The organism is Rhodococcus daqingensis (assembly GCF_042665615.1).
Taxonomy (GTDB): Bacteria; Actinomycetota; Actinomycetes; order Mycobacteriales; family Mycobacteriaceae; genus Rhodococcus_G; species Rhodococcus_G daqingensis.
Genome location: NZ_JBHTCS010000014.1, coordinates 149,873 through 170,492 on the forward strand (window position 1 = coordinate 149,873; position 20,620 = coordinate 170,492).

General features: G+C 67.5%; 18 protein-coding genes. 12 read left to right on the top strand and 6 right to left on the bottom strand.

Features of this window, described 5'->3' with window-relative positions; genetic code table 11:
- Positions 1-104: 104 nt before the first annotated feature.
- From ACFQS9_RS12885 to ACFQS9_RS12910, 6 genes are read left to right on the top strand one after another with little or no spacing between them, the layout of a single operon-like run.
- Entirely contained in the window at positions 105-653 is a 549-nt protein-coding gene (locus tag ACFQS9_RS12885) for a DapH/DapD/GlmU-related protein (RefSeq protein WP_378405198.1), read from the top strand.
- A gap of 29 nt (positions 654-682) precedes the next feature.
- Complete coding sequence (locus tag ACFQS9_RS12890) at positions 683-1,762, top strand: glycosyltransferase (protein ID WP_378405200.1); 1,080 nt, start codon at positions 683-685, stop codon at positions 1,760-1,762.
- A 6-nt stretch (positions 1,763-1,768) separates the two neighbouring features.
- Positions 1,769-2,431 carry an SGNH/GDSL hydrolase family protein gene (locus ACFQS9_RS12895; protein ID WP_378405202.1) on the top strand — a complete coding sequence of 221 codons (663 nt, stop codon included), beginning with the start codon at positions 1,769-1,771 and terminating at the stop codon, positions 2,429-2,431.
- Positions 2,428-3,192 (top strand): SGNH/GDSL hydrolase family protein, encoded by a 765-nt coding sequence (locus tag ACFQS9_RS12900; protein WP_378405204.1) that lies wholly within the window; start codon positions 2,428-2,430, stop codon positions 3,190-3,192. Before ACFQS9_RS12895 ends, ACFQS9_RS12900 begins: the two co-directional genes overlap by 4 nt.
- Positions 3,189-4,511 (top strand): hypothetical protein, encoded by a 1,323-nt coding sequence (locus ACFQS9_RS12905; RefSeq protein ID WP_378405207.1) that lies wholly within the window; start codon positions 3,189-3,191, stop codon positions 4,509-4,511. Before ACFQS9_RS12900 ends, ACFQS9_RS12905 begins: the two co-directional genes overlap by 4 nt.
- Positions 4,511-5,872: a Wzz/FepE/Etk N-terminal domain-containing protein gene (locus ACFQS9_RS12910; protein WP_378405209.1), complete on the top strand. Its 1,362-nt coding sequence runs from the start codon at positions 4,511-4,513 to the stop codon at positions 5,870-5,872. The genes ACFQS9_RS12905 and ACFQS9_RS12910 overlap by 1 nt, the downstream gene beginning before the upstream one ends.
- Positions 5,873-6,087: 215 nt before the next feature.
- On the opposite strand, the gene ACFQS9_RS12915 is transcribed toward ACFQS9_RS12910, so the two are convergent.
- Both ACFQS9_RS12915 and ACFQS9_RS12920 read right to left on the bottom strand, forming a co-directional pair.
- A complete protein-coding gene (locus ACFQS9_RS12915; protein WP_378405211.1) occupies positions 6,088-8,733 on the bottom strand; it encodes a WecB/TagA/CpsF family glycosyltransferase in 2,646 nt (881 codons plus the stop codon).
- Between the two features lie 10 nt (positions 8,734-8,743).
- Positions 8,744-9,922 carry a transferase gene (locus ACFQS9_RS12920; RefSeq protein ID WP_378405213.1) on the bottom strand — a complete coding sequence of 393 codons (1,179 nt, stop codon included), beginning with the start codon at positions 9,920-9,922 and terminating at the stop codon, positions 8,744-8,746.
- A 61-nt stretch (positions 9,923-9,983) separates the two neighbouring features.
- Here ACFQS9_RS12920 and ACFQS9_RS12925 point away from each other — a divergent pair, with 61 nt between their 5' ends.
- The gene (locus tag ACFQS9_RS12925; RefSeq protein ID WP_378405215.1) at positions 9,984-10,556 is read left to right on the top strand and encodes a dTDP-4-dehydrorhamnose 3,5-epimerase family protein; all 573 of its coding nucleotides are present in this window, start codon (positions 9,984-9,986) and stop codon (positions 10,554-10,556) included.
- Between the two features lie 19 nt (positions 10,557-10,575).
- Here the strand turns inward: ACFQS9_RS12925 and ACFQS9_RS12930 are convergent, their stop codons facing one another.
- From ACFQS9_RS12930 to ACFQS9_RS12945, 4 genes are read right to left on the bottom strand one after another with little or no spacing between them, the layout of a single operon-like run.
- Entirely contained in the window at positions 10,576-11,616 is a 1,041-nt protein-coding gene (locus tag ACFQS9_RS12930; RefSeq protein WP_378405217.1) for an NAD-dependent epimerase/dehydratase family protein, read from the bottom strand.
- A 2-nt stretch (positions 11,617-11,618) separates the two neighbouring features.
- Complete coding sequence (locus ACFQS9_RS12935) at positions 11,619-12,269, bottom strand: PIG-L deacetylase family protein (RefSeq protein ID WP_378405219.1); 651 nt, start codon at positions 12,267-12,269, stop codon at positions 11,619-11,621.
- The gene (locus tag ACFQS9_RS12940) at positions 12,266-13,060 is read right to left on the bottom strand and encodes a glycosyltransferase family protein (RefSeq protein ID WP_378405221.1); all 795 of its coding nucleotides are present in this window, start codon (positions 13,058-13,060) and stop codon (positions 12,266-12,268) included. The genes ACFQS9_RS12935 and ACFQS9_RS12940 overlap by 4 nt, the downstream gene beginning before the upstream one ends.
- A 46-nt stretch (positions 13,061-13,106) precedes the next feature.
- Positions 13,107-14,333, bottom strand: coding sequence for a class I SAM-dependent methyltransferase (locus ACFQS9_RS12945; RefSeq protein ID WP_378405223.1), 1,227 nt, complete (start codon positions 14,331-14,333; stop codon positions 13,107-13,109).
- Positions 14,334-14,688: 355 nt separating this feature from the next.
- On the opposite strand from ACFQS9_RS12945, the gene ACFQS9_RS12950 reads away from it, so the two are divergent.
- The 5 genes from ACFQS9_RS12950 to ACFQS9_RS12970 all read left to right on the top strand — a co-directional run bounded on the left by ACFQS9_RS12950 (position 14,689) and on the right by ACFQS9_RS12970 (position 20,515).
- Positions 14,689-15,168 (top strand): GyrI-like domain-containing protein, encoded by a 480-nt coding sequence (locus ACFQS9_RS12950; RefSeq protein WP_378405225.1) that lies wholly within the window; start codon positions 14,689-14,691, stop codon positions 15,166-15,168.
- Positions 15,165-15,587, top strand: coding sequence for a hypothetical protein (locus ACFQS9_RS12955; protein WP_378405227.1), 423 nt, complete (start codon positions 15,165-15,167; stop codon positions 15,585-15,587). Before ACFQS9_RS12950 ends, ACFQS9_RS12955 begins: the two co-directional genes overlap by 4 nt.
- 541 nt (positions 15,588-16,128) lie before the next feature.
- On the top strand, positions 16,129-16,503 hold the full coding sequence (locus tag ACFQS9_RS12960; protein WP_378405229.1) for a hypothetical protein: 375 nt from the start codon (positions 16,129-16,131) through the stop codon (positions 16,501-16,503).
- Positions 16,504-16,518: 15 nt separating this feature from the next.
- Positions 16,519-18,645, top strand: coding sequence for an Rv1355c family protein (locus ACFQS9_RS12965; RefSeq protein WP_378405231.1), 2,127 nt, complete (start codon positions 16,519-16,521; stop codon positions 18,643-18,645).
- Between the two features lie 10 nt (positions 18,646-18,655).
- Complete coding sequence (locus ACFQS9_RS12970; protein WP_378405233.1) at positions 18,656-20,515, top strand: putative bifunctional diguanylate cyclase/phosphodiesterase; 1,860 nt, start codon at positions 18,656-18,658, stop codon at positions 20,513-20,515.
- The last annotated feature ends 105 nt before the right edge of the window (positions 20,516-20,620 follow it).

Genomic DNA, 20,620 nt, shown 5'->3' on the forward strand with positions numbered 1-20,620 from the left:
CTGCGCCGAGGCTGAGTACAAACAATAGTTGTTCTTGACACAACCCAGGCGTGATCTCGTAGCGTTTGTGAGAACTGACCGTTGTCCGGCGGTGGGAGGCACGAATGCCCGGCGCACGAGCGACACGACCGTTGGGCCCGCTGCGTGGCCGCTCCTACGACAAGGGGCGCGGATATCTCGCGCAGGCGCTCTGGGTCGCGACCTCCACCCTGTTGTTCACCCAGGTTTGGTGCCCCAACCGGCTGCGGTGTGCGACCTTGCGCTGGTTCGGCGCCGAAGTCGGCACCGGCGTCCTGATCAAGCACAAAGTGACCGTTCAGTGGCCGTGGAAGCTGTCGATCGGAAACGACTCGTGGATCGGGACGGGGACCGAACTCTACGACGTCGACCGCATCGTCATCGGCTCCGACGTGTGTATCTCTCCGCACTCCTACCTGTGCACGGGCAGCCACGACCGCCGGTCGCCGATCTTCGAGTACGACAACGGCCCCATCGTGATCGAGGACGGTGCGTGGCTGTGCGCGCGATCGATGATCCTGCGCGGAGTCACCGTCGGCGCCAACTCCGTGGTCGGCGCGATGTCGCTGGTATCGGCCGATGTGCCGCCCGACTCCTGCGTTCGGCCGCCTTCGTCGACCATCACATCGGGCTGAATCGCGTGCGGGTGCTGCAGGTGGTGACGATGATCAGCCCCGACGGTGCGTACGGGGGACCCGCCCGTGTCGCGCTGAACCAGAGCGCGGAGCTGATCCGTCGCGGCATCACCGTCACCCTCGCGGCCGCAACTCGCGGGTATGCCGCCGCCCCGACGGTGATGGACGGCGTGCCGGTCCGCTTGTTCACCGCCCGGACAGTGCTGCCCGGGACCGGATTCGCCGGCCTCGGCGCACCCGGTCTCGGTCGCTGGTTTCGCCGCCACCGCACCGATTTCGACCTGGTGCACGTCCACCTCGGGCGTGACCTGGTCGTGCTTCCGCTGGCGGTGGCCGCGCGGCGATACGGCATCCCCTACGCCCTGCAGACGCACGGGATGGTGGTCCCCTCCGGTCACCTCCTTGCACCCGCGGTCGACGGCGTGTGGGTGCGCAAGGTACTCAGGAGTGCCGGTGCCGTGTTCTACCTGACCCCGCGCGAACGCGAACAGCTCATCGGGGTCGCGGGGGAGTCGCTGCGGCTGATGCAGCTGGGGAACGGCGTGCCCGCCTACCCGGCCGGTGCGGAAGCGGGCACCCCGGAGGTCCTGTTCGCCGCTCGCCTGCATCGTCGCAAGCGGCCGATCGCCTTTATCGAGATGGCGCGCATCCTGCTCGACAGCGGCGCCGACGCGCGATTCACGCTGATCGGGCCCGACGACGGCGAGGGCGGGGCGGTGCGCGTGGCGATCGCAGGCGATGATCGCATCGCGTGGGAGGGGGCGCTCACCCCCGCATCCGTCCCCCGACGGATCGCTGCGGCCGCGGTGTACGTGCTGCCGTCCGTCCGCGAGCCGTATCCGATGTCGGTGCTCGAGGCGATGTCCGTCGGACTTCCGGTCGTCGTGTCGAACGACTGCGGGCTCGCCCCGATGATCACGCGGACCGGCAGCGGCATCGTGGTCGACTCGTCCGTACCCGCCCTTGCCGATGCGGTCGCAAGCCTGCTCGCGGACCGGTCGCTGGCACGGGACATGGGACGGCGCGGCCGGGCGACGGCGCAGCGCGAGTTCGGCATGGATGTTGTCGGTGACCGTCTTGTGGCGGCGTACACGAGCATGGCCGGGTGATCGGTCGTGACCCGCCCGCTCCGCGTGCCCCGACGACGGGTGGCGGTGATCGCCGGGGTGCTGGCGGTGACCGCGGCCGCGCTGGCCTCCGCGATCGCGCTGCGGGGCGACGCGGACGCCCCCGAGCCATTGCGGATCGCGGTTGTCGGCGACGACTACACCGCCGGCACCCAGAATCGGGTGGTGTGGCCGACGCTGCTGGCGCAGCGCACCGGTTGGTCCGTGTCGAACTTCGCGCTGCCCGGCGCCGGATATGCGTCCGACGGCAGGGGCGGCTACGCCTTCACCTATCAGGTGGACCGGGCGCACGGCGCCGACCCGGACATCATCCTGGTGGTCGGCGGGTTGCAGGACACCGGATTCCCCGATTCCGGCCCGATCACGGTGGGTGCCGCCGCCGTGGTCGACAAGGCGGTTCTCGGCGGCGGCCGGCTCCTCGTCGTCGGCCCGACCTGGTACGAGACCCCGGTGCCCGACTCGGTCAGGCGGGTATCCGAGGCTGTCCGCGGGGTCGCGGATTCGGCGGGCATCCCGTTCCGCGAGGCCATCGATCCCCCGTGGCTGACCGCGGATGTGATGCTGCCCGACCTCGTGGGACCGTCGGATGCCGGGCAATCCGTGCTCGCGGACACGATTGCGGCGTGGGTCCAGGCGGAGGTGGGCCGGTGAGGAAGATCCGGTGGTGCGATGCGGCCCTGCTGGCGTTCGCCGCGGTGACCGTGATCGGCCTGGCGGTGGTCGCCCGGCCCCCCGGTGGGGAATCGTCGGCGGGGCCCCGGCCCACCATGACCGCGCAGCGCCCGTCCACCGATCCACACCCTTCGCCGTCGGCACTGTTCATCGGCGACTCCTACACGCAGGGAAGTGAATCGGAGGAGTTGACGTACGCGTGCATGGCCGCGGCCCGGGTCCGGTGGCACTGCACCGTGGCGGCGTTTCCCGGGACCGGCTATATCAGCGGTGGCCCCGCCAACAGGTTCGACTTCGAGTACTTCGGGGAATCGGATTCCTTCGTCGAGCGCATCCAGAAGCTGGGATTGATCTATCAGCCCGACATCGTGGTTCTCGACGGTGGCCGCAACGACCGCTTCCCGCCCGCCGCCGACGTCTTCACGGCGATGCTCTTCACCATCGGGGAAGCGAAGCGCATCTGGCCCGAGGCGGAGATCGTCTTCATCAGACCGAGATTCCTCGCCGACCCGCGCGGCGACGTGGGTTTCGATGACGACTTCATGCGCCGTCTCGAGTCCGACCCGGCTGCCGCGGGCGTCCGCTTCGTGGACCCGATCGCCGAGGCCCCGTTTGCCGGGGGTGACACGTCCGCGCTGCTGGGCGCCGACGGAGTGCACCCGAATCTCACGGGCGACCGGCAGATCGGCGCGGCGCTCGCGGCGGCTCTTGCTGCCTCCGGAGCGGAGGGTGCACGATGAGCACCTCGGTGCATCAACCCGTGCGCGCGTACGCTCGCGTCCTGCGTCAGCGATGGCGCTGGGTGGCCTGGGGGGCGCTGCTGGCGCTGGGCGCGGCAGTCGTGGGACTGCTCGTCGTCCCGCCGCTGTATCGGTCGACGGCGACCGTCTTCATTCGGACCCCGGGCGACGTCAGCCGTGTTGTCGACGGGGGCGACAGGTACGCGCAGCAGCGCGCCGGCACCTACGCCGCACTGGCAGGCAGCACGGACCTTGCGGCGCGGGTGATCTCGGACCTCGGCATCGACGTGAGCCCGGAGATGTTCGCCGATCACATCACCGCCACCGCCGTGCCGGGCACCGTGCTGATCGATGTCGCGGTCGACGCCTCGTCCGCCGGGCAGGCCCAACGCACCGCGACCGTGTTCCTGTCCGAATTCGCGGAGACGGTGCGGGTGCTCGAATCGGTCGATGGTTCCGTGCTGCCCCGAGCCCAACTCGTGGTCGTGGATGCCCCAGGGCCGCCGAGTCGGGCACGATTCTGGGGTGTACCAGCGCTCGTGGTGCTGCCGGCGGCAATCCTGATCGGGACCGTCCTCGGCGCGGCGGGTGCCGTCGTGCGGTCGATCTTCGATCGCGCGGTCCGCGACCCGCGTGACGCCGCCCGCATCGCCGGAGCACCGGTGCTCGGTTCGATCGACCTCCGGTCAACGGGGGCCGTCACCGAGGACGCCCGGCTCGTTCGGCGCCGGTTGCACTCGGTGATGGGTGATCCCGATCGAGGGGTCATCGCGGTCACCGAGCCGCACGAGGGTTCGGCGGCCGCCGCGGCAAGCCGGGCATTCGCGGCGTTGCTGCGCGAGCGACACGAGTCGTTGATTCTGGTGGACCTGGATCTGCGTTCCCGCCGGTTGACGGAACTGCTTGGGGTAGATGAGATCCCGGGGGTATCGGATGTTCTCCGCGGTCGCACCGCACTCGTCGCGGCGGTGACCGACAGCGAGGACGGAGCGTTCCTGAGCGCGGGCAGCGTGGTCGACGTGCCCTCGTCGCTCATCGACTCCGCCGCGCTGCCCCCCATGATCGGCGAGCTCCGCGAGCGGTACGACTGGCTGCTGCTCGCCTGCCCGCCCGCGTTGTCGGCCGCCGATGTCGATGTGATCGCCGCGGCCGCGGACGTGGTGGTGATCGTGGTGCGCCGCGGTGTCACCACGGACACCGAACTGCTCGAGACCGCCGCCGCCCTACCCGGGCCGACAGTGACCGCGGCGGTTCTCGACCGCGAATCCGATCCGGGCACCTTCGGATTGCTTCGGTCCGGGAAAGGGCAGGTGCAGTGATGAATGGTTCCGAGTTCCTCTCCGCCGTTCGCCGGCGGTGGAGGTTGTTCGTGGCGGTGGTGGTGGCCTGCGCCGCAATCGGTGTCGGCTGCGCGCTCGTGGTACCGGCCGGGTACGTCTCGACCGTTCAGCTGCTGGTCGCCATCGACGGCACCACGACCGCGTCCGCATACGAGAATGACCAGGTGGTGTCGGGTCGCGTCAATTCCTACGTCGCCTTGCTGACGAGTGAGGCCGTCGCTCAGCGAGTGGTCGACGAACTGGGTCTGACGACATCGGCGCGGGAACTCGCCGGCGACGTCAACGCCACCATCGTGCCGCCCAGGACGGCGGTGATCGACGTCGCGGTGACCGGCGAGTCACCGGATCAGGCGCGACTGCTCGCCGACACGGTCGCGCGCGAGTTCATCACGTACACGGACGCGCTCGAGTCCCCGACCGGAACGGACGATCAGAAGATTCGCACGAGCATCGTCACCACGGCGAGCGTACCGCGGGCGGGTCTGCCCAGGCCGCTGACGTTCGGCGTGCTCGGTGCGCTGGTGGGGCTGGTGTTGGGATCGGTGGCCGTGTGGCTGCGCTCGAGCACGGACCCCGTGATCCGGACGTCGGAGCGGGCGGCCGCCGCGACGGGGCTACCGGTGATCGGCTCGGTCACCCACGCGGATCCGGCCGGCGGTGAGGACCTCGAGGGCTATCGCCGACTACGCACCCGATTGCGGGCGTTGGCCGGGGGGGCGGGCGAGCCCGCCGAGCGGGCCCGGGTGTGGGTACTGACGTGCGCGGCCGGGGAGTCGGGCGGCGCCGCGGTCGCGCCGAACCTCGGCCGCGCACTCGCGGTGCGCGGCGGGCGGGTGATCGTCGTCGACGCGAATCCGGCCGGTCCGGCGATCGCCGACGAATCCGACCCGGGGCTGCTTCAGGTCCTCGCCGGGTCGGCGACGGCGGACCAGGCGATCCGGTGCCACCTGGACGGACTGCCGGATGTATTACCCGTGGGCTCCTGCGCTGATGACCCCGGCGACCTGATGGCGGCGGCCGGCATGCGCAGGCTGGTGCACCGGCTGCGCCTCGAGTACTCGCACGTTGTCATCGCGGCCCCACCCGTCCTGCCCACAGTCGGGGCCTCGGTGGTGAGCGAGTACGCCGACGGCGTGCTGCTCGTCGTGGTGCCCGGCACCACCCGGCGGCGCGAGCTCACCCGCGCCGTCGAGAGGCTGGGCACGACGGATGCCCCCGTCATCGGAACGGTGATGTGCGTGGAGCCCAGCGGGCCCGCGGTGCCCGAGCGAGCTGCGGTGCCCCGATCCGGTTCGGCCGTTGACGTCGAATCCGATGAGTTGCCACCCGTGGCTCGGTAGGCTGCTGGCCGGGTCCAGGCAGCACGCCCCGACCGATGCGACCTTCACGCTCACGTGCGGGAACGGGTCGACCGCCGAGGTCGTTGACGAGAACAGATCGATCCCGATCACGAACGGCTCCTTCAGCGACCGGTTCGCCGACGGCAACGCGGTCCACATCTACCGGATCCAAGCGGTGACACGTGCGGCTTGACCGGGGTGACATCGCCTGGATCTCAGGCCAACTGGAATCGCGACGCATCCGTACGACTGCTGTCGTCTCGCTCCCACGCCCCCGAGGTCGAACGTCTCGCGCCCCACCGCGCGGCCAGCGCCATCGCCGCGTACACGACGGCGTCGGTGGCCGACCGCGGTCCACGGACCGAACGCCACAGTGCGCGGGCGGTAGCCGCGCCCTGTCGTCCGGCGCCGCGAGCGGGCCCGTGATCGCCCGGTCGAGCCATCTCGACGACTCCCCGGTGGCTACGGCGAAGGATTGCCAGCAGGCTCCGTACGTTCGCGGGCGTGGTCACTATTGCGGGGTCGGTCGCCTCCACGGCCTTCTCGTGGGCGTCGAACTGGGCGTCGACGTACAGATCGTCGGCCGTGCAATCGCGAAATGTGCCGATGCGCTCGTGTCCGGAGGCGCTGAGCCCGTACACGCCGGCACCCCACATGGCCTGTCCGTGCTGCGGAATACGTTGTCGTGCGCGGTAATAGCTCCGCACCATGGCGTTGGCGCCGTCGTAGTCGTAGCGCGCCGCCGGCCGTGCCGCCAGCACGCTGCCGTCGGCGAGCCGATCGAGAACCGAGAGCACCGCCGCTGTCGAGATCTGGATGTCGGCGTCCAGGTAGAGCCTCGGCCACAGGGCCGCCGCCTCGTCGCCTGCGTTGAGGGCGGCCGTCTTCGATCCGTCGACCAGTTCCAGCACGGTGACGCCCGGTACCGTGCGGGCAATGTCCGCGGTGTCATCGCGACAGCCGTTGCACACGACGATCAGTTCGATGTAGCCCTCGACCGCCGCCCGACTCAGGGGTGCGAGAGTGCGTTCGATCACCGTCGCCTCGTTGTAGGCGGGAACGACCACCGACCCTCGGCGCAGTTTCCCCGAGATCTGTGTGGCGGGTCTGTCCGCGCGGGGGAGTTCCAGCCAGCGCCTCCGGCAGAGCACGGCACCCAGGGTTCTTCGGTGATCGGGATCGTATGACCGCAGACCCTCCGCCAACGCAACCGCGCAGCGGAACAGCGTCGTGTAGATGACGCCGTGGTATCGCTGCACGTAGCGAACCCGGTTGACCGCCATGAGCGTCGCCAGGGCAGGCGATGTCCCCGAGCCGCGACCGTGATGAGACATGACCGACGACGGTTCGTATCGCACCCGATTCGCAGAATCCCTGATCCTGCGACAGTATTCCGTCTCCTCCGAGAACAGGAAGAACTCCTCGTTCCACGGTCCCAACTGGCGAGCCAGAGTGGAGCGCACGAGAACCGCTGCGCCGGTCGCCCAGTCCACATCCAGAGCCATAGCGTAGTCCGCTGGGCGATAGTCGATCTCGGATAGGAACCCGGGTCGAGACGGGAAGCGGCTGCCCAGAAACGCGTCACCGATCGCGCGGGTCAGCGACGGCTCACGCCGCAGGGAAGGGTAGATTGTCCCATCGTCGTCGAGGAGCGTCGGGACAACGGCCCCGACCTCAGGATCATCGAGCGCGGACAGCAAGTTGCCGACCGCGTGGGGGTGCACCTCGATATCCGGATTGAGGATCAGCACCGCATCACACGGATCGACGACCGGAAGCGCCGCGTTGATACCCCCCGAGTAGCCGAGGTTGCCACCCGTTCGGATGAGGTGGATGTCGGATTGGCACTGAACAAGCTCGACTGTGGTGTCGGACGAATTGTTGTCGACGATGATCAGCCGAATTCGGTGTTCCCGTGCTGCACCACGGAGTCCATCGATCAGGGTCGGCAGGAAGGCGGCGCTGTTGTACGTCACCACGACGATCGTCACCGCCGCGCGACTGCCCAATGGAACGAACAACCCGCGCGCGCCGTCGGCGCGCGCGGGGACCGTCGAGCCTGCCGCGACTGCTCGTGACATCCGCTCGAGGCTCAGTAGCGCCGGTGGACCCTCGATCAGGTAACGGTGTCCCAGCCGCCGGGGTTCCCGGGCCAGTCGCCACGCCCATTCGAGCCCGTTGTTCGTCGCCCACTGCGGTGCCCGCGGGATTCGGCCCGCCAGGAAGTCCACGACCGCACCGAAGGCCAGCAGTACCCGTGCGCCCGTGCCGACACCGAACTGGGCAATCCAATTCTCCTGAAGCGGTTTTCCCAGTGCGACCACCAGAATCTCGACGTCCGCCGCGCGGATCTCGTGGGCCAGGCGCGCAGATGCCGCGACATCGGTCAGCTCGGACCGATCGGGTGCCCACGTCCCGACGATCTCGAGCGTCGGGTACCGGGCATCCATCGCCTCGTTCAATCGCCCATGTGTTTCGACGGACCCGCCGAGGAACCCGATACGGGCACCGTCTCTCGCCGCGCGCTCGAGAATCGGTTCGATGAGGTCGCTGCCGGACAGCTTCGGCCAGTCACGACCGGTCAGCGTTTTCGCCCTGCGTACCAGCGGGACGCCGTCGAGCAGCGTGAGCCACCTCAGATCGGCTGTCGGCCCGTCCACGGATACGGCCGGCGGACGGTCCACCCACGAGTCGCCTGCGCCGAAGTGGTGAATGTGGTCCAGGTTCGCGGAAGCGACGGCGAGCGGTCCGGGGGCGGTCAGCGCGTCGAAGATCAGTGAGATCGCGGACTCGCGATCGATCAGATCGACCGCGACCTGATCGACGACCAGTCGTGGCCATGGCGGCGGATGCACACTCATCCAGTCTGCCTCACGTGCCGCGTGAAGCCAACGACGTCCGCTTCGTCAGCCCACCGGCCCGGCCGGATTGCTGAGCACATGGCTCCCGGGTCCTCGGCTTGTCGCCGCCGGCCCAGTTGACCACCCACCGGCCGCCCAATCCGGGGAGCTGGCGCTGCACCTCGGGCAGGAGGTCGGGGAGGGTGAGCAGCACCCAGTCGGGATCGGCCGCGAGGAGCTGCTCGGGGGAGATGATGGGCACGTCGGTCCCCGGCATCCGCCGGCCCTGTTTCGATGCCGAGGCGTCGGCGACGGCCGAGATGAGCCTGCTGTCGATCCCGGCTCGACTGAACAGCGCGATGGCCCGGGAAGCCGCCCCGTACGCGAACACGCGCCGGTCGTGGTAAGCCATCGATTCGAGCAGGACGCGCAACCAGTCGGAGTGCCGGTCCGCTGCATGTTGCAGTCGGCTGACCGTATGGGGCCGGTCGACCCCGAGAACGCCTTCCGCATCCAAGATCCTGTGGACGGTGGCGCCGGTGTCGGCCCCGCGACCGTGCCGAGCCGCGATCAGGACGGTGCCGCCGTACAGGTCGAACTCCCAAGCATCCGTGACGGCCATTCCGACGTCGGCGAGCAGCCGACACAGCACGGTCAGCGAGTAGTACGCGAAGTGCCCGTGGCGCAGCGCGTTCCACTGTTCGTGTTCGATGATCGTGCGCAGCGAATGGAACTGGATCAGCAGCACTCCGTCATCGTCCGTGGATGCCGCCCGGCGAAGGAATGCGGCCCGTTGATCGGGCTCGTGCATGATGCCGAAGCAGTCGAGAACCACGGACGCCCGTGCGCCGATCGGCGGCCGCCTGAATCCCCGGTCCGCCAGCAGGGGCAGCCAGCTGCCGCCGTGTGGGCTGCCGAATTCGATCACCGTGTCGCCGATCAGTCGACCGGCCTCGCCGACGGTTCGAATGGCGTCGACCGCCTGGTCTTTCAGAGCCTGCGGTTCGACCCCGCGGGGTTCATCGGCAATCGTGTCATCGTCTGCCAGTTGTGCGAGTCCACAGCGCTTGCACAGATCCATCGCCAGGGGATGGGCCGATTCGTCCGGCGATACCGGAGTCGACGCGAGCGGAAAGAAATCAGCGGCCGGCACGTTCCCCAGGTCGAGAAGGCGGTCGGTTTCGGTGCCCGGGCAGGCCCTACAGGTCATCGTGTCCTCCTCGGGTCGGGAACCGGTGGTCACGACCGACCGAATGCGGCAGGATGGCCACATGCGCGTCGAAACCGCGGATCTGGCAGACGTTTTGGTGTTCCGTCCCGAGCCGTTCCGGGACGAGCGCGGGCTGTTCACCAGAACATTCGATGCGCGGACCTTCGACGACGAGCTGTCTGCTCGGACCGCCGCCGGTGGTGGCGCGGTCAGGGCAGCGGACTTCATCCAGGACTCGCAGTCGAGATCGGCACTCGGCGTCGTACGTGGTCTGCACGGTAGGTCGGGGCGAGGTGAGGCGAAGCTGGTCCGCTGTGCACACGGCGCCGTGCACGACGTGCTGGTGGACATCCGGCGTGGTTCGTCCACCTTCGGGATGCAGCAGTCGTTCACCCTTGACGACGTCGATTTCGCACACCTGTATGTCCCGCGGGGATTCCTGCACGGCTTCCAGGCGCTCACGCCGACCGCCGACGTCTGCTATCGGATCGATCGTGAACACGACCCGGCCGAGGACATCGCTGTGGCTTACGACGACCCGGACCTGGGGATCGTGTGGCCGTTGCCGGTGTCGCTGGTCAGTGTCAGGGACGCCGCTGCGCGCGGATGGGCCCAACTCCTGGAGTCGCTCTGAGCGAGTCGACCGGCGGCGCTCAGCCATGTCGGGCTTCGATCCGTTGGAACCGAAGTGAGGAATCGAGTAACCCTGCCGTCCTGAGCTTCTCGAGATTTGCCAGCCGCGTGTATCGCCCGGTCAGATCCGCTTCGGACAGGCCCCATCTGGTGTAGTGCCGGTACAACTCGACCGCGCCATCCGCGACGCTCCACCGCGGCGTGTACCCGTCGAAAGCGGCCCGCACGGCCGAGAAGTCCACGCGGTAGGAGCGGGCGTCGGGCCCGGTCTCCCCGGTGATGGTCACGGTGGAACCGGGCACCGCGTCAGCGGCCGCGTCGGCGATCTGTGCGACCGTCACGTTGTTGGTCTCGGTGCCGACGTTGTATGCGGCGCAGTGGATCCTCTCGATCGGTGCCTCGAGCGCGCGGGCAAATGCGGTCGCGATGTCCTGCGCGTGCACCAGTGGACGCCACGGTGTCCCGTCGGACAGCACCCGGACCTCGCCGGTCAACACCGCGACCCCGACGAGGTTGTTCAGCACGATGTCGGCGCGCAGTCGCGGGGAGAATCCGAACGCAGTGGCATTGCGGAGGAACACAGGGGAGAAGCCGGAATCTGCGATTGCCGCTACGTCGTCCTCCACCCGGACCTTGCTCTGTGCGTATGGGGTCAGCGGGCGCAGCGGTGCGCTCTCGGTCACCAGACCCTCGTCGGCCGAGCCGTACACCGAGCAGGTGGAGGCGTACAGGAATCGCCGGACGCCGGCAGCCTTCGCCAGTCTGGCCAACCGCACGGACGCATGGTGATTGATGTCGTAGGTGATCTGGGGCGCAAGAGATCCCAGCGGATCGTTCGACAGCGCGGCAAGGTGAACCACCGCGTCGAAACCCACCAGGTCCGCCTCGGTGACGTCGCGTATGTCCACCCTGATCGAGGGCGGATCCACGGGGGTCGGTCCGAGGACACAGTCCGCGAACAGCCCGGAATCGAGACCGGCGACGTCGTGGCCCGCCGCCTGCAGCACCGGAACCATGACCGTGCCCAGGTAGCCCTGATGTCCGGTGACGAGGACCCGCATCGTCATTTCCTTCCGAACCGGATGGTCGACTTCTCCAGTACGAAGGCCTCGGCATGGGGTCGATGGCATTGCACCCCACGCAATCGCGACAGCCCCAGGAAGGCCTGCTCGTCGAACCAGTCGTGCGCTTTCTGCGACGGGTAGTGCTTGAGCACTATCCGCGCCTTTTCCTCGGCGACCCTGGCCGTGAGCGGGTGAAACACTGTCGGTTGGGGCGTGTCCGCCTCCCATTTGAGGATCTCGTAGCCCAACACGAGGTGGTCCCGGAACACCGTCGGCACCAGTTCGGCCAGCAGCCGGTGGTCCTGGTGCGCGTCGCCGCGCTGGGGTGCGAACACCACCTCGGGCCGGATGCCGCGCCCGAATGCCTCGAGCGCGGTCTTGATCGGATCCCAGTACCCGGGCGCGTGGCCGTCAGGAATGTCGAGAACGGTGAGTTCGAGGTCCGCGCCGGGGCACAGGGCGGCCAGCGCGTGCCGTTCCTCGATCTCACGGCGCGAATCTGTGCCGGACATGACGAAGGCGCGGACGCGGAGATCCGGCATGACGGTCGTGAGGGTGAGCAGGGTGCCGCCGACTCCGATGGCGATGTCGTCGCAGTGTGCGCCGAGCAATGCCACCTCGCCGATGCTGAGTGCGTGTAGGTCGATCATGAGCTTTGTACCGGTTGTGGGGTCTCCCAGACGGTCCATGGGTGGATGCCGTGGGTATAGCTGTCGTCGAGCTCGGCGCGTTCCTTGAAGGTGTCCGCGGGTTTCCAGAACCCCTCATGTCGGTAGCCGAAGAGCCTGCCCTGGCCGGCGAGGGGTTGGCAGACGTCCGCGACGAGATCGCCGCCAGGGGGGAGCAGGTCGAAGATCTCCTGACTGAGAACGAAGTAGCCGCCGTTCTCCCAGATCGGGAACTGACTGATCGGTGTTATCTCCTTGATCTCGCCGTTCTCGGCCACGTCGACACAATGGAACGACGATTGCGGTGGCACGACAAGGATGGAGGCAGCAGCGCCCGACTCGTGGAACCGCTCGATCACGCGGTCGAGCGGGGCGTCGGTGAGGACGTCCGCGTAGTTCGCGAGGAAGTAGGGATCACCGTTCAGATACTTGCGGACACGACGCAACCGCTCGCCGATGGCGGATTCGAGGCCGGTGTCGACGAAGGTGATCGACCAGTCGCTGATGTCGGTGCGCAGCAGATCGATTCGGTCGTGGTGGAGCACGAAGTCGTTTGACTGCTCCTCGTGGTAGTCGAGGAAGAATTCCTTGATCTTCGCGGCCCCGTAGCCGAGGCACAGGATGAACTCGGTGTGGCCGAAGTGAGCGTAGTACCGCATGATGTGCCACAGCAGCGGGCGCGGGCCGACCATCTGCATCGGCTTGGGGATCTCGTCGCTTCGGTCGTTGCGCATGCGCATCCCGTATCCACCGCAGAACAGGACGACTTTCATGCTGTTCACCTCCTGAGGTGTCCGTGAATCTCAGCGGTCGTGCCGGCTACGCCGCGGCTGGGTGCAGTCGGGGGAGCGGAAACATCAGCTCGCCGCCCCACTCGGTGATGTATCGGAGTTGTTCGGTGATCTCCGGTTCCAGGTTCCACGGCAACGCGAGGACCACGTCGGGTCGGTCCTTGGCGATCTGGCGGGGGTCGAGGATCGGTATCCGCGTGCCCGGGGTGAAACGGCCCTGCTTGTAGGGGTTTCGGTCCACGGTGTACTCGAGCAGGTCACTTCGGATGCCGCAGTAGTTGAGCAATGTGTTGCCTTTGCCCGGTGCCCCGTACCCGACGACGGTCTTGCCCTGGTCGCGGCAATCGAGGAGGAATCGGAGCAGTTCGTGCCGGACGCTTTGCGCGAGCCCAGCAAGGTGGAGGTAGCCGGCGGTGTCGTGGAGTCCCGCTTGCTCCTCGGCCGACAGCAGCGCCCGCACCCGCGGGCTGGGCTGATCGGCCGCCACATCCGGCCGCGCCCAGATGCGAATCGATCCGCCGTGCGTCGGCAGCGACTCGACATCGACGACGGCGAGACCCGCTGTGGCGAGTGCCCGAGCGGCGGACAACAGCGTGTAGTACTGGAAGTGCTCGTGATAGACGGTGTCGAACTGGCCGAGTGCGACAAGGTTCATTGCGTGATGGACCTCGATGCTGACCCAGCCGTCGTCCGCCACGAGCGCACGGAGTGCTCGGGTGAAACCGATCAGGTCCGGGATGTGCGCATACACGTTGTTGGCGACCACGAGGGTGGCCGCCCCGTACTCGGCACAGGTGGAGGCCGCGAGTTGCTCGTCGAGGAACTCGGTCATCGTCGGTACCCCACGAGCGCGTGCCGCTGCGCCGACGTTGTGCGACGGCTCGATTCCCAGACACGGGATTCCTGCGGCGACCACGTGCTGCAGGAGGTAACCGTCGTTGCTGGCGACCTCGATCACCAGCGTGTGTTCGTCGAGTCCGAGTCGGGCGACCGCGTCGTCCACGAAGCGACGGGCGTGTTCGACCCAGGTGTCCGAGAACGAGGAGTAGTAGGCGTACTCGGTGAAGGTGTCCTCGGGTGTGATCAGTGCCGGGATCTGCAGCAGCAGGCAGTCCTCGCACAGCCGCAGATGCAGCGGGTAGGTCGGCTCGGGGCAATCGAGTTCGTCGGCCGTGAGGAACTTCTCGCACGGCGGAGTCGCGCCGAGATCGAGGATGCCCAGGAGGCGGTTCGAAGAGCAGAGTCGACAGCGCACGCCATGTCCTTCCGATCAACCCGACCTAGGGACGAGTTCGCAAGGCGGACGTCTTACAGATGGATCAGTTCGGCCCCGATGGGTTCGATCTCTTCAACTAACCACACCTAAAGTCGTCAATCAAGAGAAAAACAGACCCTGGGTCGGTTATTTGGAGATGGCCGCTCGGGCGTCTGGCGGGGGCGCTGGAATCGGTGCTGTCGGTCCGAAACAGGAGGGCCCGCTCGGCGTGCTGGGGCCGCTTCTCATCTGCTTGATAGCGGGGGCGCGGCGTTGCGACGGCGGTATGGTGGATCTGCGTTACGGAGTCGGCCGCCACCGTCACGGGTGGCCCGTTCCAGGGAGGATCCGCGTCATGAACAGGCGGACGACTGATGAGATCGAGTTCGTCGAACTCGGGGAAACCTTCGTGGCGGGCCTCCCCGTACGCAGTCCCAAGCGTCCGCTCGGGGACCTGCGGGATCGCAATGTCGAACGGGCGTGGTCGAGCGTTCTGCAGGAGGACCTGCCCGGGCCGTTGGCGTCGATCTACACCGATCACGCACCCGAAAACGACTCGTATTACACGCAAGTCGTCGGATATCAGTGCTCGGGGATCGATCAGGTGCTGCGTGGGCACGTGCTCGCCCGGGTGCCCCCGGGGCGGTACGCGAGGTTCGTCTCGCTGGGTGAATTCCCGGACGTGGTGGCCGACTTGTGGGAGCAAATCCATGGTGCCGAGGGATCTGGACGGATCAGCCGCACCTTCACCGGCGATTTCGAGGTCTATCCGAATGCCTTTCGCATCGAGCTGTACGTATCGGTCGGACCTGCGACGGGGAAGGCCCCGGCATGAGCTTTGAAATTGTCAAGCGAGGCGTCCAAGATTTCGCGGGTCTGGTCCTGCCGGATATCGAGATCGGCTCGGGCGAAAGGTCCGGCGGGCTAATCGAGTTCACCCGCGAACGCATCCTCGCGCGCGGGGTCACGGCGATCGTCACCGTGTTTGTCCCGAATCGAACCGGCGTGGTGGCGGTGATCGGATACCCGTGTGACGGCACCGACGGGCTCGCGGTCGGTGACGTCGTGGTGCGCGTCCCGGCCGGCTACTTCGCGCTGTTCACCTCGGACGGACTTGTCGGTGATCCCGTCGAGGACGTGTGGAGGCAGGCCGAGCTGGCTGCCAAGGAGGGAAAGATCGACCGCGCATTCACCGAGGAGATCGAGATCACTCGCGCGCCGAGAGCTGTCGAACTCTACATTTCCCTCGCATAGCGGATTCGGTCCTCTTGTCGACCGGGCATCGGCCGCGTGATGACAAAGGGGCCACAAGCGAGAAGAGTTGCTAGTCGGAAGCGAAATCCGGGGTGCCGAGTGCGATAGTCGGCCGAAATCGCTGAACGGCTGGTCGTACATACCTCAGTCGGCAGACCGACTCCGGAATGGAGCGATGGGTATGGCAACTCAGGCTGTCTGCACGGCAACGGCGGTGGTCAGTCATCAAATCGAAACAAGCAGTCTGTGGGATCCGTGGTCGCAATGCCGATTCATTGCCGCATGCCCGGCTGCGGAGCCCGAGCTCTGGTCGACATATCTTCACGGTGCACGAGTCGGCTACCGCAAGTACGGCGCCGAGAGGGCGCTGGAGTACGAGCGGATTCGCGATGGCCTGTCGACGGCGTTGTTCTTCGTCGCCATCGCATCCGACGGGTCCGCGGCGGGTGGGCTACGGGCGCAGGGACCGTATCGCTGTGCGGACGAGGCGCACGCCATCGTGGAGTGGGAGGGGCAACCGGGGGCCGGCGCCGTTCGGACGATGATCTCCGATCGCATTCCGTTCGGCGTCGTCGAGATGAAGGGTGCGTGGGTGGCGGACAGCGCCGCCCATCGTCCCGCGCTCACCCGTTCTCTCGCCGGAATCGGTTGTTGCACCATGGAAATACTGGACGTCCAGTTTCTCTTGGCGACCGCGGCCGAGCACGTACTGCAGTTGTGGGCGTCGTCCGGGGGTGAGGTGGCGCAAGACATTCCGCCGTCCCGGTATCCCGACGACCGGTACCGCACTCGCATGATGTGGTGGGATCGGCGCCGCCGTATCCAAGGGCGGCGCGCGAACGAATTCGTCCGGTTGCGTTCACCGCGGCGGGCGGACGACCATTATGAGTCAATCAGGCTGCACCGGTCGATCTGAGGCTCGGAGCGTGTCATGGAAGTGCCCCGTGAGCAGTACGCGGCGACCGTGCTCGTTGACGGGTGCGACGAGGACGCACGCCTGCTCGCCACCCTCCGCGCGAGGACGGCCACCACATTCCACGATGAACTCGAGGCACAGCAGGAGGGCCTTCGTGCGATCCTCCCGCCGGTGGACTCGGATGAGTCCCCGGCTTGGGCCTACTACCCATGGCGGAGGGCGGCCGTCCGGGTTCTCGGCCCAACCGAGTTCCAGTTGCTGCGACTCGACCGGAACCGAAACAAGATCACTCGTGCGGAGCAGCAGCGGCTGACGGAGCTCGCCGTGGGGATCGTCGGCCTCAGCGTCGGCCACGCGGTCGCGTTGGCGCTGGCCCTCGAAGGCACCTGCGGTGCGATCAGGCTCGCCGACTTCGACGCCGTCGAGCTGTCGAATCTGAACCGGGTACCAGCCTCGGTTCTCGACCTCGGCGTCAACAAGGCCATCGTCGCCGCCCGACGGATCGCCGAGATCGACCCGTACCTCGCGTTGTCGGTGCAGCCCAACGGTGTCGACGCCGACACGATCGATGAGTTCCTCCTGGGACTCGATCTCGTGATCGAGGAATGCGACTCGCTGGACATGAAGGTCGCGGTGCGGGTAGGGGCCCGCGCGCGCCGGATCCCGGTGCTGATGCACACCAGCGACCGAGGCCTGGTCGATGTCGAACGGTTCGACCTCGAGCCCGACCGGCCCCTGTTCCACGGACTGCTCGGTGATGTCGACGTGGAATCGCTGGCCGGATTGTCGGCAAGGGGGAAGGTGGCGCCGGCGTTGCGGATCCTCGGAGCCGCGGACATCTCATCCCGGATGGCCGCATCCCTGGTCGAGCTCGGCACCACTGTGTCGACATGGCCGCAGCTCGGCGGTGACGTGCTGCTCGGCGGTGCTGCCTTGGCCGCGGCCGTGCGACGGTTCGGATTGGGTCAGTCGCTGCCGTCCGGGCGCGTCCGGATCGATCTGGACGAGCGCCTCGACGCGTTGCGGGCACCGATGGTCGGCCGCGACCTCGGGTGCGGCGAGGCCACGCCCGCGGCTGGTCCGCCGGACGACGCCATCGGTGCGATGGTTCACGCGGTGAGCAGGGCGCCTTCGGGGGGCAACGCACAGCCCTGGGCGGTGCACGCCGACGACGGTGGGCTCCGGCTGTATCTGGATCCCGGCCGGACGACGACGATGGACGTACAGCTCCGTGCCAGTTACGTGGCGCTCGGCGCGGCGCTCTTCAACGCCAGGGTGGCTGCCGCGGCACACGGCAAGCTCGGGCCGGTCGAGTTGTTCGGCGGCGGCGACGGGCCGACTCTGGTGGCCACCATGACCTTCGGCGACGGGTCCGACGACCGACTCGCCCGACGCTACGAGGGCATGCTTCGTCGTACGACGAACCGCCATGTCGGGGTGCCCGCGCCCATCGCCCCCGAGACCGAACTGGCACTGGCGGGCGCGGCGCGGGCCGAGGGCGCGCGCCTGTCCATGGTCACCGATCTGCGTGACATCGTCGCGGCCGCCGAGGTGTTCGCGGACTCGGAGCGTGTGCGACTTCTCGACCCTCGACTGCACCGCGAGATGTTCGGCGAGCTGCGTTGGCCCGAGGACCCATTGGACACGGGTATCGACATCCGGTCGCTCGAGCTCGATGACGCCGAACTGTCGACGATCGGAATCGTGAGCAGGCCCGATGTGATGACACACCTGGCTGAATGGGACCTGGGTGGGGCTCTCGGCGCCGTCACCCGGGACCGGGTCGTGTCCAGTTCCGCGCTCGCGGCGGTTGTCGTGAGCGGGTGCGAACCCCGTGACTTCGTCTGCGGTGGGTCCGCGGTGGAAAGCGTCTGGATCAGCGCCGAGGACCATGGATTGGCAGTGCAGCCGATCGCGCCGGTTTTCCTCTACGGAGTGGACGGGGCCGACCTGGATGAACTGGCTCCGGCCTATGCCGGGCAGCTGTCCGAGGGGCGACGGGTATTGCGGGAGTTGTTCGGCATGACGTCGGGCGAGGTGTTCGCCCTGATCGTGCGGCTGAGCCACGCTCCCCGCGCAACGGTTCGCAGTCGCCGCCGTCCGTCTGTGTTGGGCCCGGCCACCGGGCGCACAAAGGGCTGAGGGAGCGCGCGTGTCAGTACACAGTCTGGAGGAACTGGTCACCGCCGTCGCCTCGCGGTTGACCGCCACCGACGCCGGGACGTGGGTGGCCTCGGCCGAGCAGGTACTTCACGATCTGGTCGACTACTTCGAACTCGATGTCTGCTTCCTGAGGCGCAACGACCACGAGATCCGCGCGACGATCCTCGTCGCCGAGTGGCCGAAGCGGCCGTTCGTTCCCGATCCCGATCCGCTCGCCATCGTCTACTTCGCCGACGCCGACCCGGACTTCGCCAGGGCGGAGCATCTGAAAGAGGTTGGATTCGTACACCCGGGCCAGGACAGCGACGAGTATCAGGACCTGGTGGCCAAGGGTACGGGGGTGCCCCAGGTCACCCTCGCCGCGGTGCCGCTTCTGTCGGGGGAGGTCACAACCGGAACGTTGGGGTTCGTCAAGTTCGGGGACCGTGAGTGGAGTACCGCGGAAGTGAACGTGCTCAAGGCGATCGCGGCGCTGCTGACACAGGTTCAGGAACGGGTTCGGGCCGAGGAGCAGATCCGGCACACGGCCGACCACGACGAGCTGACCGGCCTGGCGAACCGGCGCGTTCTAGTGGAGTGCCTGGAGCGCCGGATGGCGCGCGGGATGCCGGGACCGGTCGCGATCCTGTTCTTCGACCTGGATCGGCTCAAATCTCTCAATGACTTCCTGGGCCATACCGCGGGCGACGCCTTCATCGTCGAGATGAGCGGTCGGTTACGCGGGTACGTCGATGATCGGGACCTCGTAGCCCGGCTGGGCGGGGACGAGTTCGTCATCGTGTTCGGTGGGGAAGTCGACCTCGCGGCGGCCCGCGTCAAGGCGGCGCAGATCAACGACATCGTCAACGAGGGTGTCCGACTCGGAAGCGTGTCGGTGAGCCGTGGTGCGAGTTTCGGAATCGCGGTCGGGACGCCGGGGCAATGCTCGGGCGCGGATCTGCTGTGGCAGGCCGATCACGCCGTGTTGGCGGCAAAAGCGGAGGGCGGCAATGCCATCGCGACGTTCAACGAGGACATGCGGGCGGAGTTCGAGAACCGCACCGTCATCGAGCTGAGTCTCCGGACGTCGATCAATGACGACTCCCTGTACCTGGTGTACCAACCGGAGGTCGACATGCGCAACGGCAAGGTGCTCGCGGTCGAAGCGCTGGTGCGATGGGACCACCCGGCACTCGGACTGTTGCTGCCGGCCTCGTTCATCGAGGTCGCGGAGTCGACGAATCTCGCTTCCGAGCTCGGCACCTGGGTGTTTCGAACCGCCTGCCGACAGTTTGCGCGGTGGCGAACCGAGATCGCCGACCTCGACCTGTGCTTGAGGGTCAATGTGTCCCCGGCACAACTGGTTGGCCTCGACTTCCTCGAAGGGACCGCTCAGGTCCTGGAGGAGTACCAGATCGCAGGCCAGAGCGTGTGCCTGGAGATCACCGAGAACGCGGTTGTGAGCGATCTCGATCGAACCCGGGTGACGCTGCGGGCGCTGTCCGACTTGGGGGTCCGGGTCGCGATCGACGACTTCGGCACCGGCTTCAGTGCGCTGGCGCAACTCAAGCAGCTCAAGGTCGATGTCCTCAAGATCGATCAGGAGTTCATCCGCGATCTCGGCCACAGTCGGGGCGATCTCGCGATCGTCAAATCGATTGTCAGCCTGGCGAAGTCGTTCGACCTCGACCTGGTGGCCGAGGGTGTGGAAACGGTGTCCGCCGCGCGAACCCTCCTGGAGCTCGGATGCTACCGAGCTCAGGGGTTCCTGTTCAGCCATCCGCTGCCGGCCGACCAGGCGGGTGACCTGCTCCGTGTGGGGGCGATCCAGCCGTGGTTGGCAGCGGTCACCGGCCCGGGGCAGAAATAGACCCGACACCCCCGATTTTGGTAGAAAAAAGGAACAGGTTCACCATTGCGAACGATAACGGACCTGCAGTATGTTTTTGAGGTCAGGTCAGCCAGTTGGGGAGTG

Bases quoted from the DNA above. Each gene is read 5' to 3' on its own strand.
- ACFQS9_RS12930 (WP_378405217.1), bottom strand. From the start codon at position 11,616: ATGCGGGTCCTCGTCACCGGACATCAGGGCTACCTGGGCACGGTCATG.
- ACFQS9_RS12920 (WP_378405213.1), bottom strand. From the start codon at position 9,922: ATGACCTGTAGGGCCTGCCCGGGCACCGAAACCGACCGCCTTCTCGAC.
- ACFQS9_RS12905 (WP_378405207.1), top strand. From the start codon at position 3,189: ATGAGCACCTCGGTGCATCAACCCGTGCGCGCGTACGCTCGCGTCCTG.
- ACFQS9_RS12925 (WP_378405215.1), top strand. From the start codon at position 9,984: ATGCGCGTCGAAACCGCGGATCTGGCAGACGTTTTGGTGTTCCGTCCC.
- ACFQS9_RS12935 (WP_378405219.1), bottom strand. From the start codon at position 12,269: ATGATCGACCTACACGCACTCAGCATCGGCGAGGTGGCATTGCTCGGC.
- ACFQS9_RS12910 (WP_378405209.1), top strand. From the start codon at position 4,511: ATGAATGGTTCCGAGTTCCTCTCCGCCGTTCGCCGGCGGTGGAGGTTG.
- ACFQS9_RS12940 (WP_378405221.1), bottom strand. From the start codon at position 13,060: ATGAAAGTCGTCCTGTTCTGCGGTGGATACGGGATGCGCATGCGCAAC.
- ACFQS9_RS12950 (WP_378405225.1), top strand. From the start codon at position 14,689: ATGAACAGGCGGACGACTGATGAGATCGAGTTCGTCGAACTCGGGGAA.
- ACFQS9_RS12915 (WP_378405211.1), bottom strand. From the start codon at position 8,733: ATGAGTGTGCATCCGCCGCCATGGCCACGACTGGTCGTCGATCAGGTC.
- ACFQS9_RS12955 (WP_378405227.1), top strand. From the start codon at position 15,165: ATGAGCTTTGAAATTGTCAAGCGAGGCGTCCAAGATTTCGCGGGTCTG.
- ACFQS9_RS12890 (WP_378405200.1), top strand. From the start codon at position 683: ATGATCAGCCCCGACGGTGCGTACGGGGGACCCGCCCGTGTCGCGCTG.
- ACFQS9_RS12960 (WP_378405229.1), top strand. From the start codon at position 16,129: ATGATCTCCGATCGCATTCCGTTCGGCGTCGTCGAGATGAAGGGTGCG.
- ACFQS9_RS12965 (WP_378405231.1), top strand. From the start codon at position 16,519: ATGGAAGTGCCCCGTGAGCAGTACGCGGCGACCGTGCTCGTTGACGGG.
- ACFQS9_RS12885 (WP_378405198.1), top strand. From the start codon at position 105: ATGCCCGGCGCACGAGCGACACGACCGTTGGGCCCGCTGCGTGGCCGC.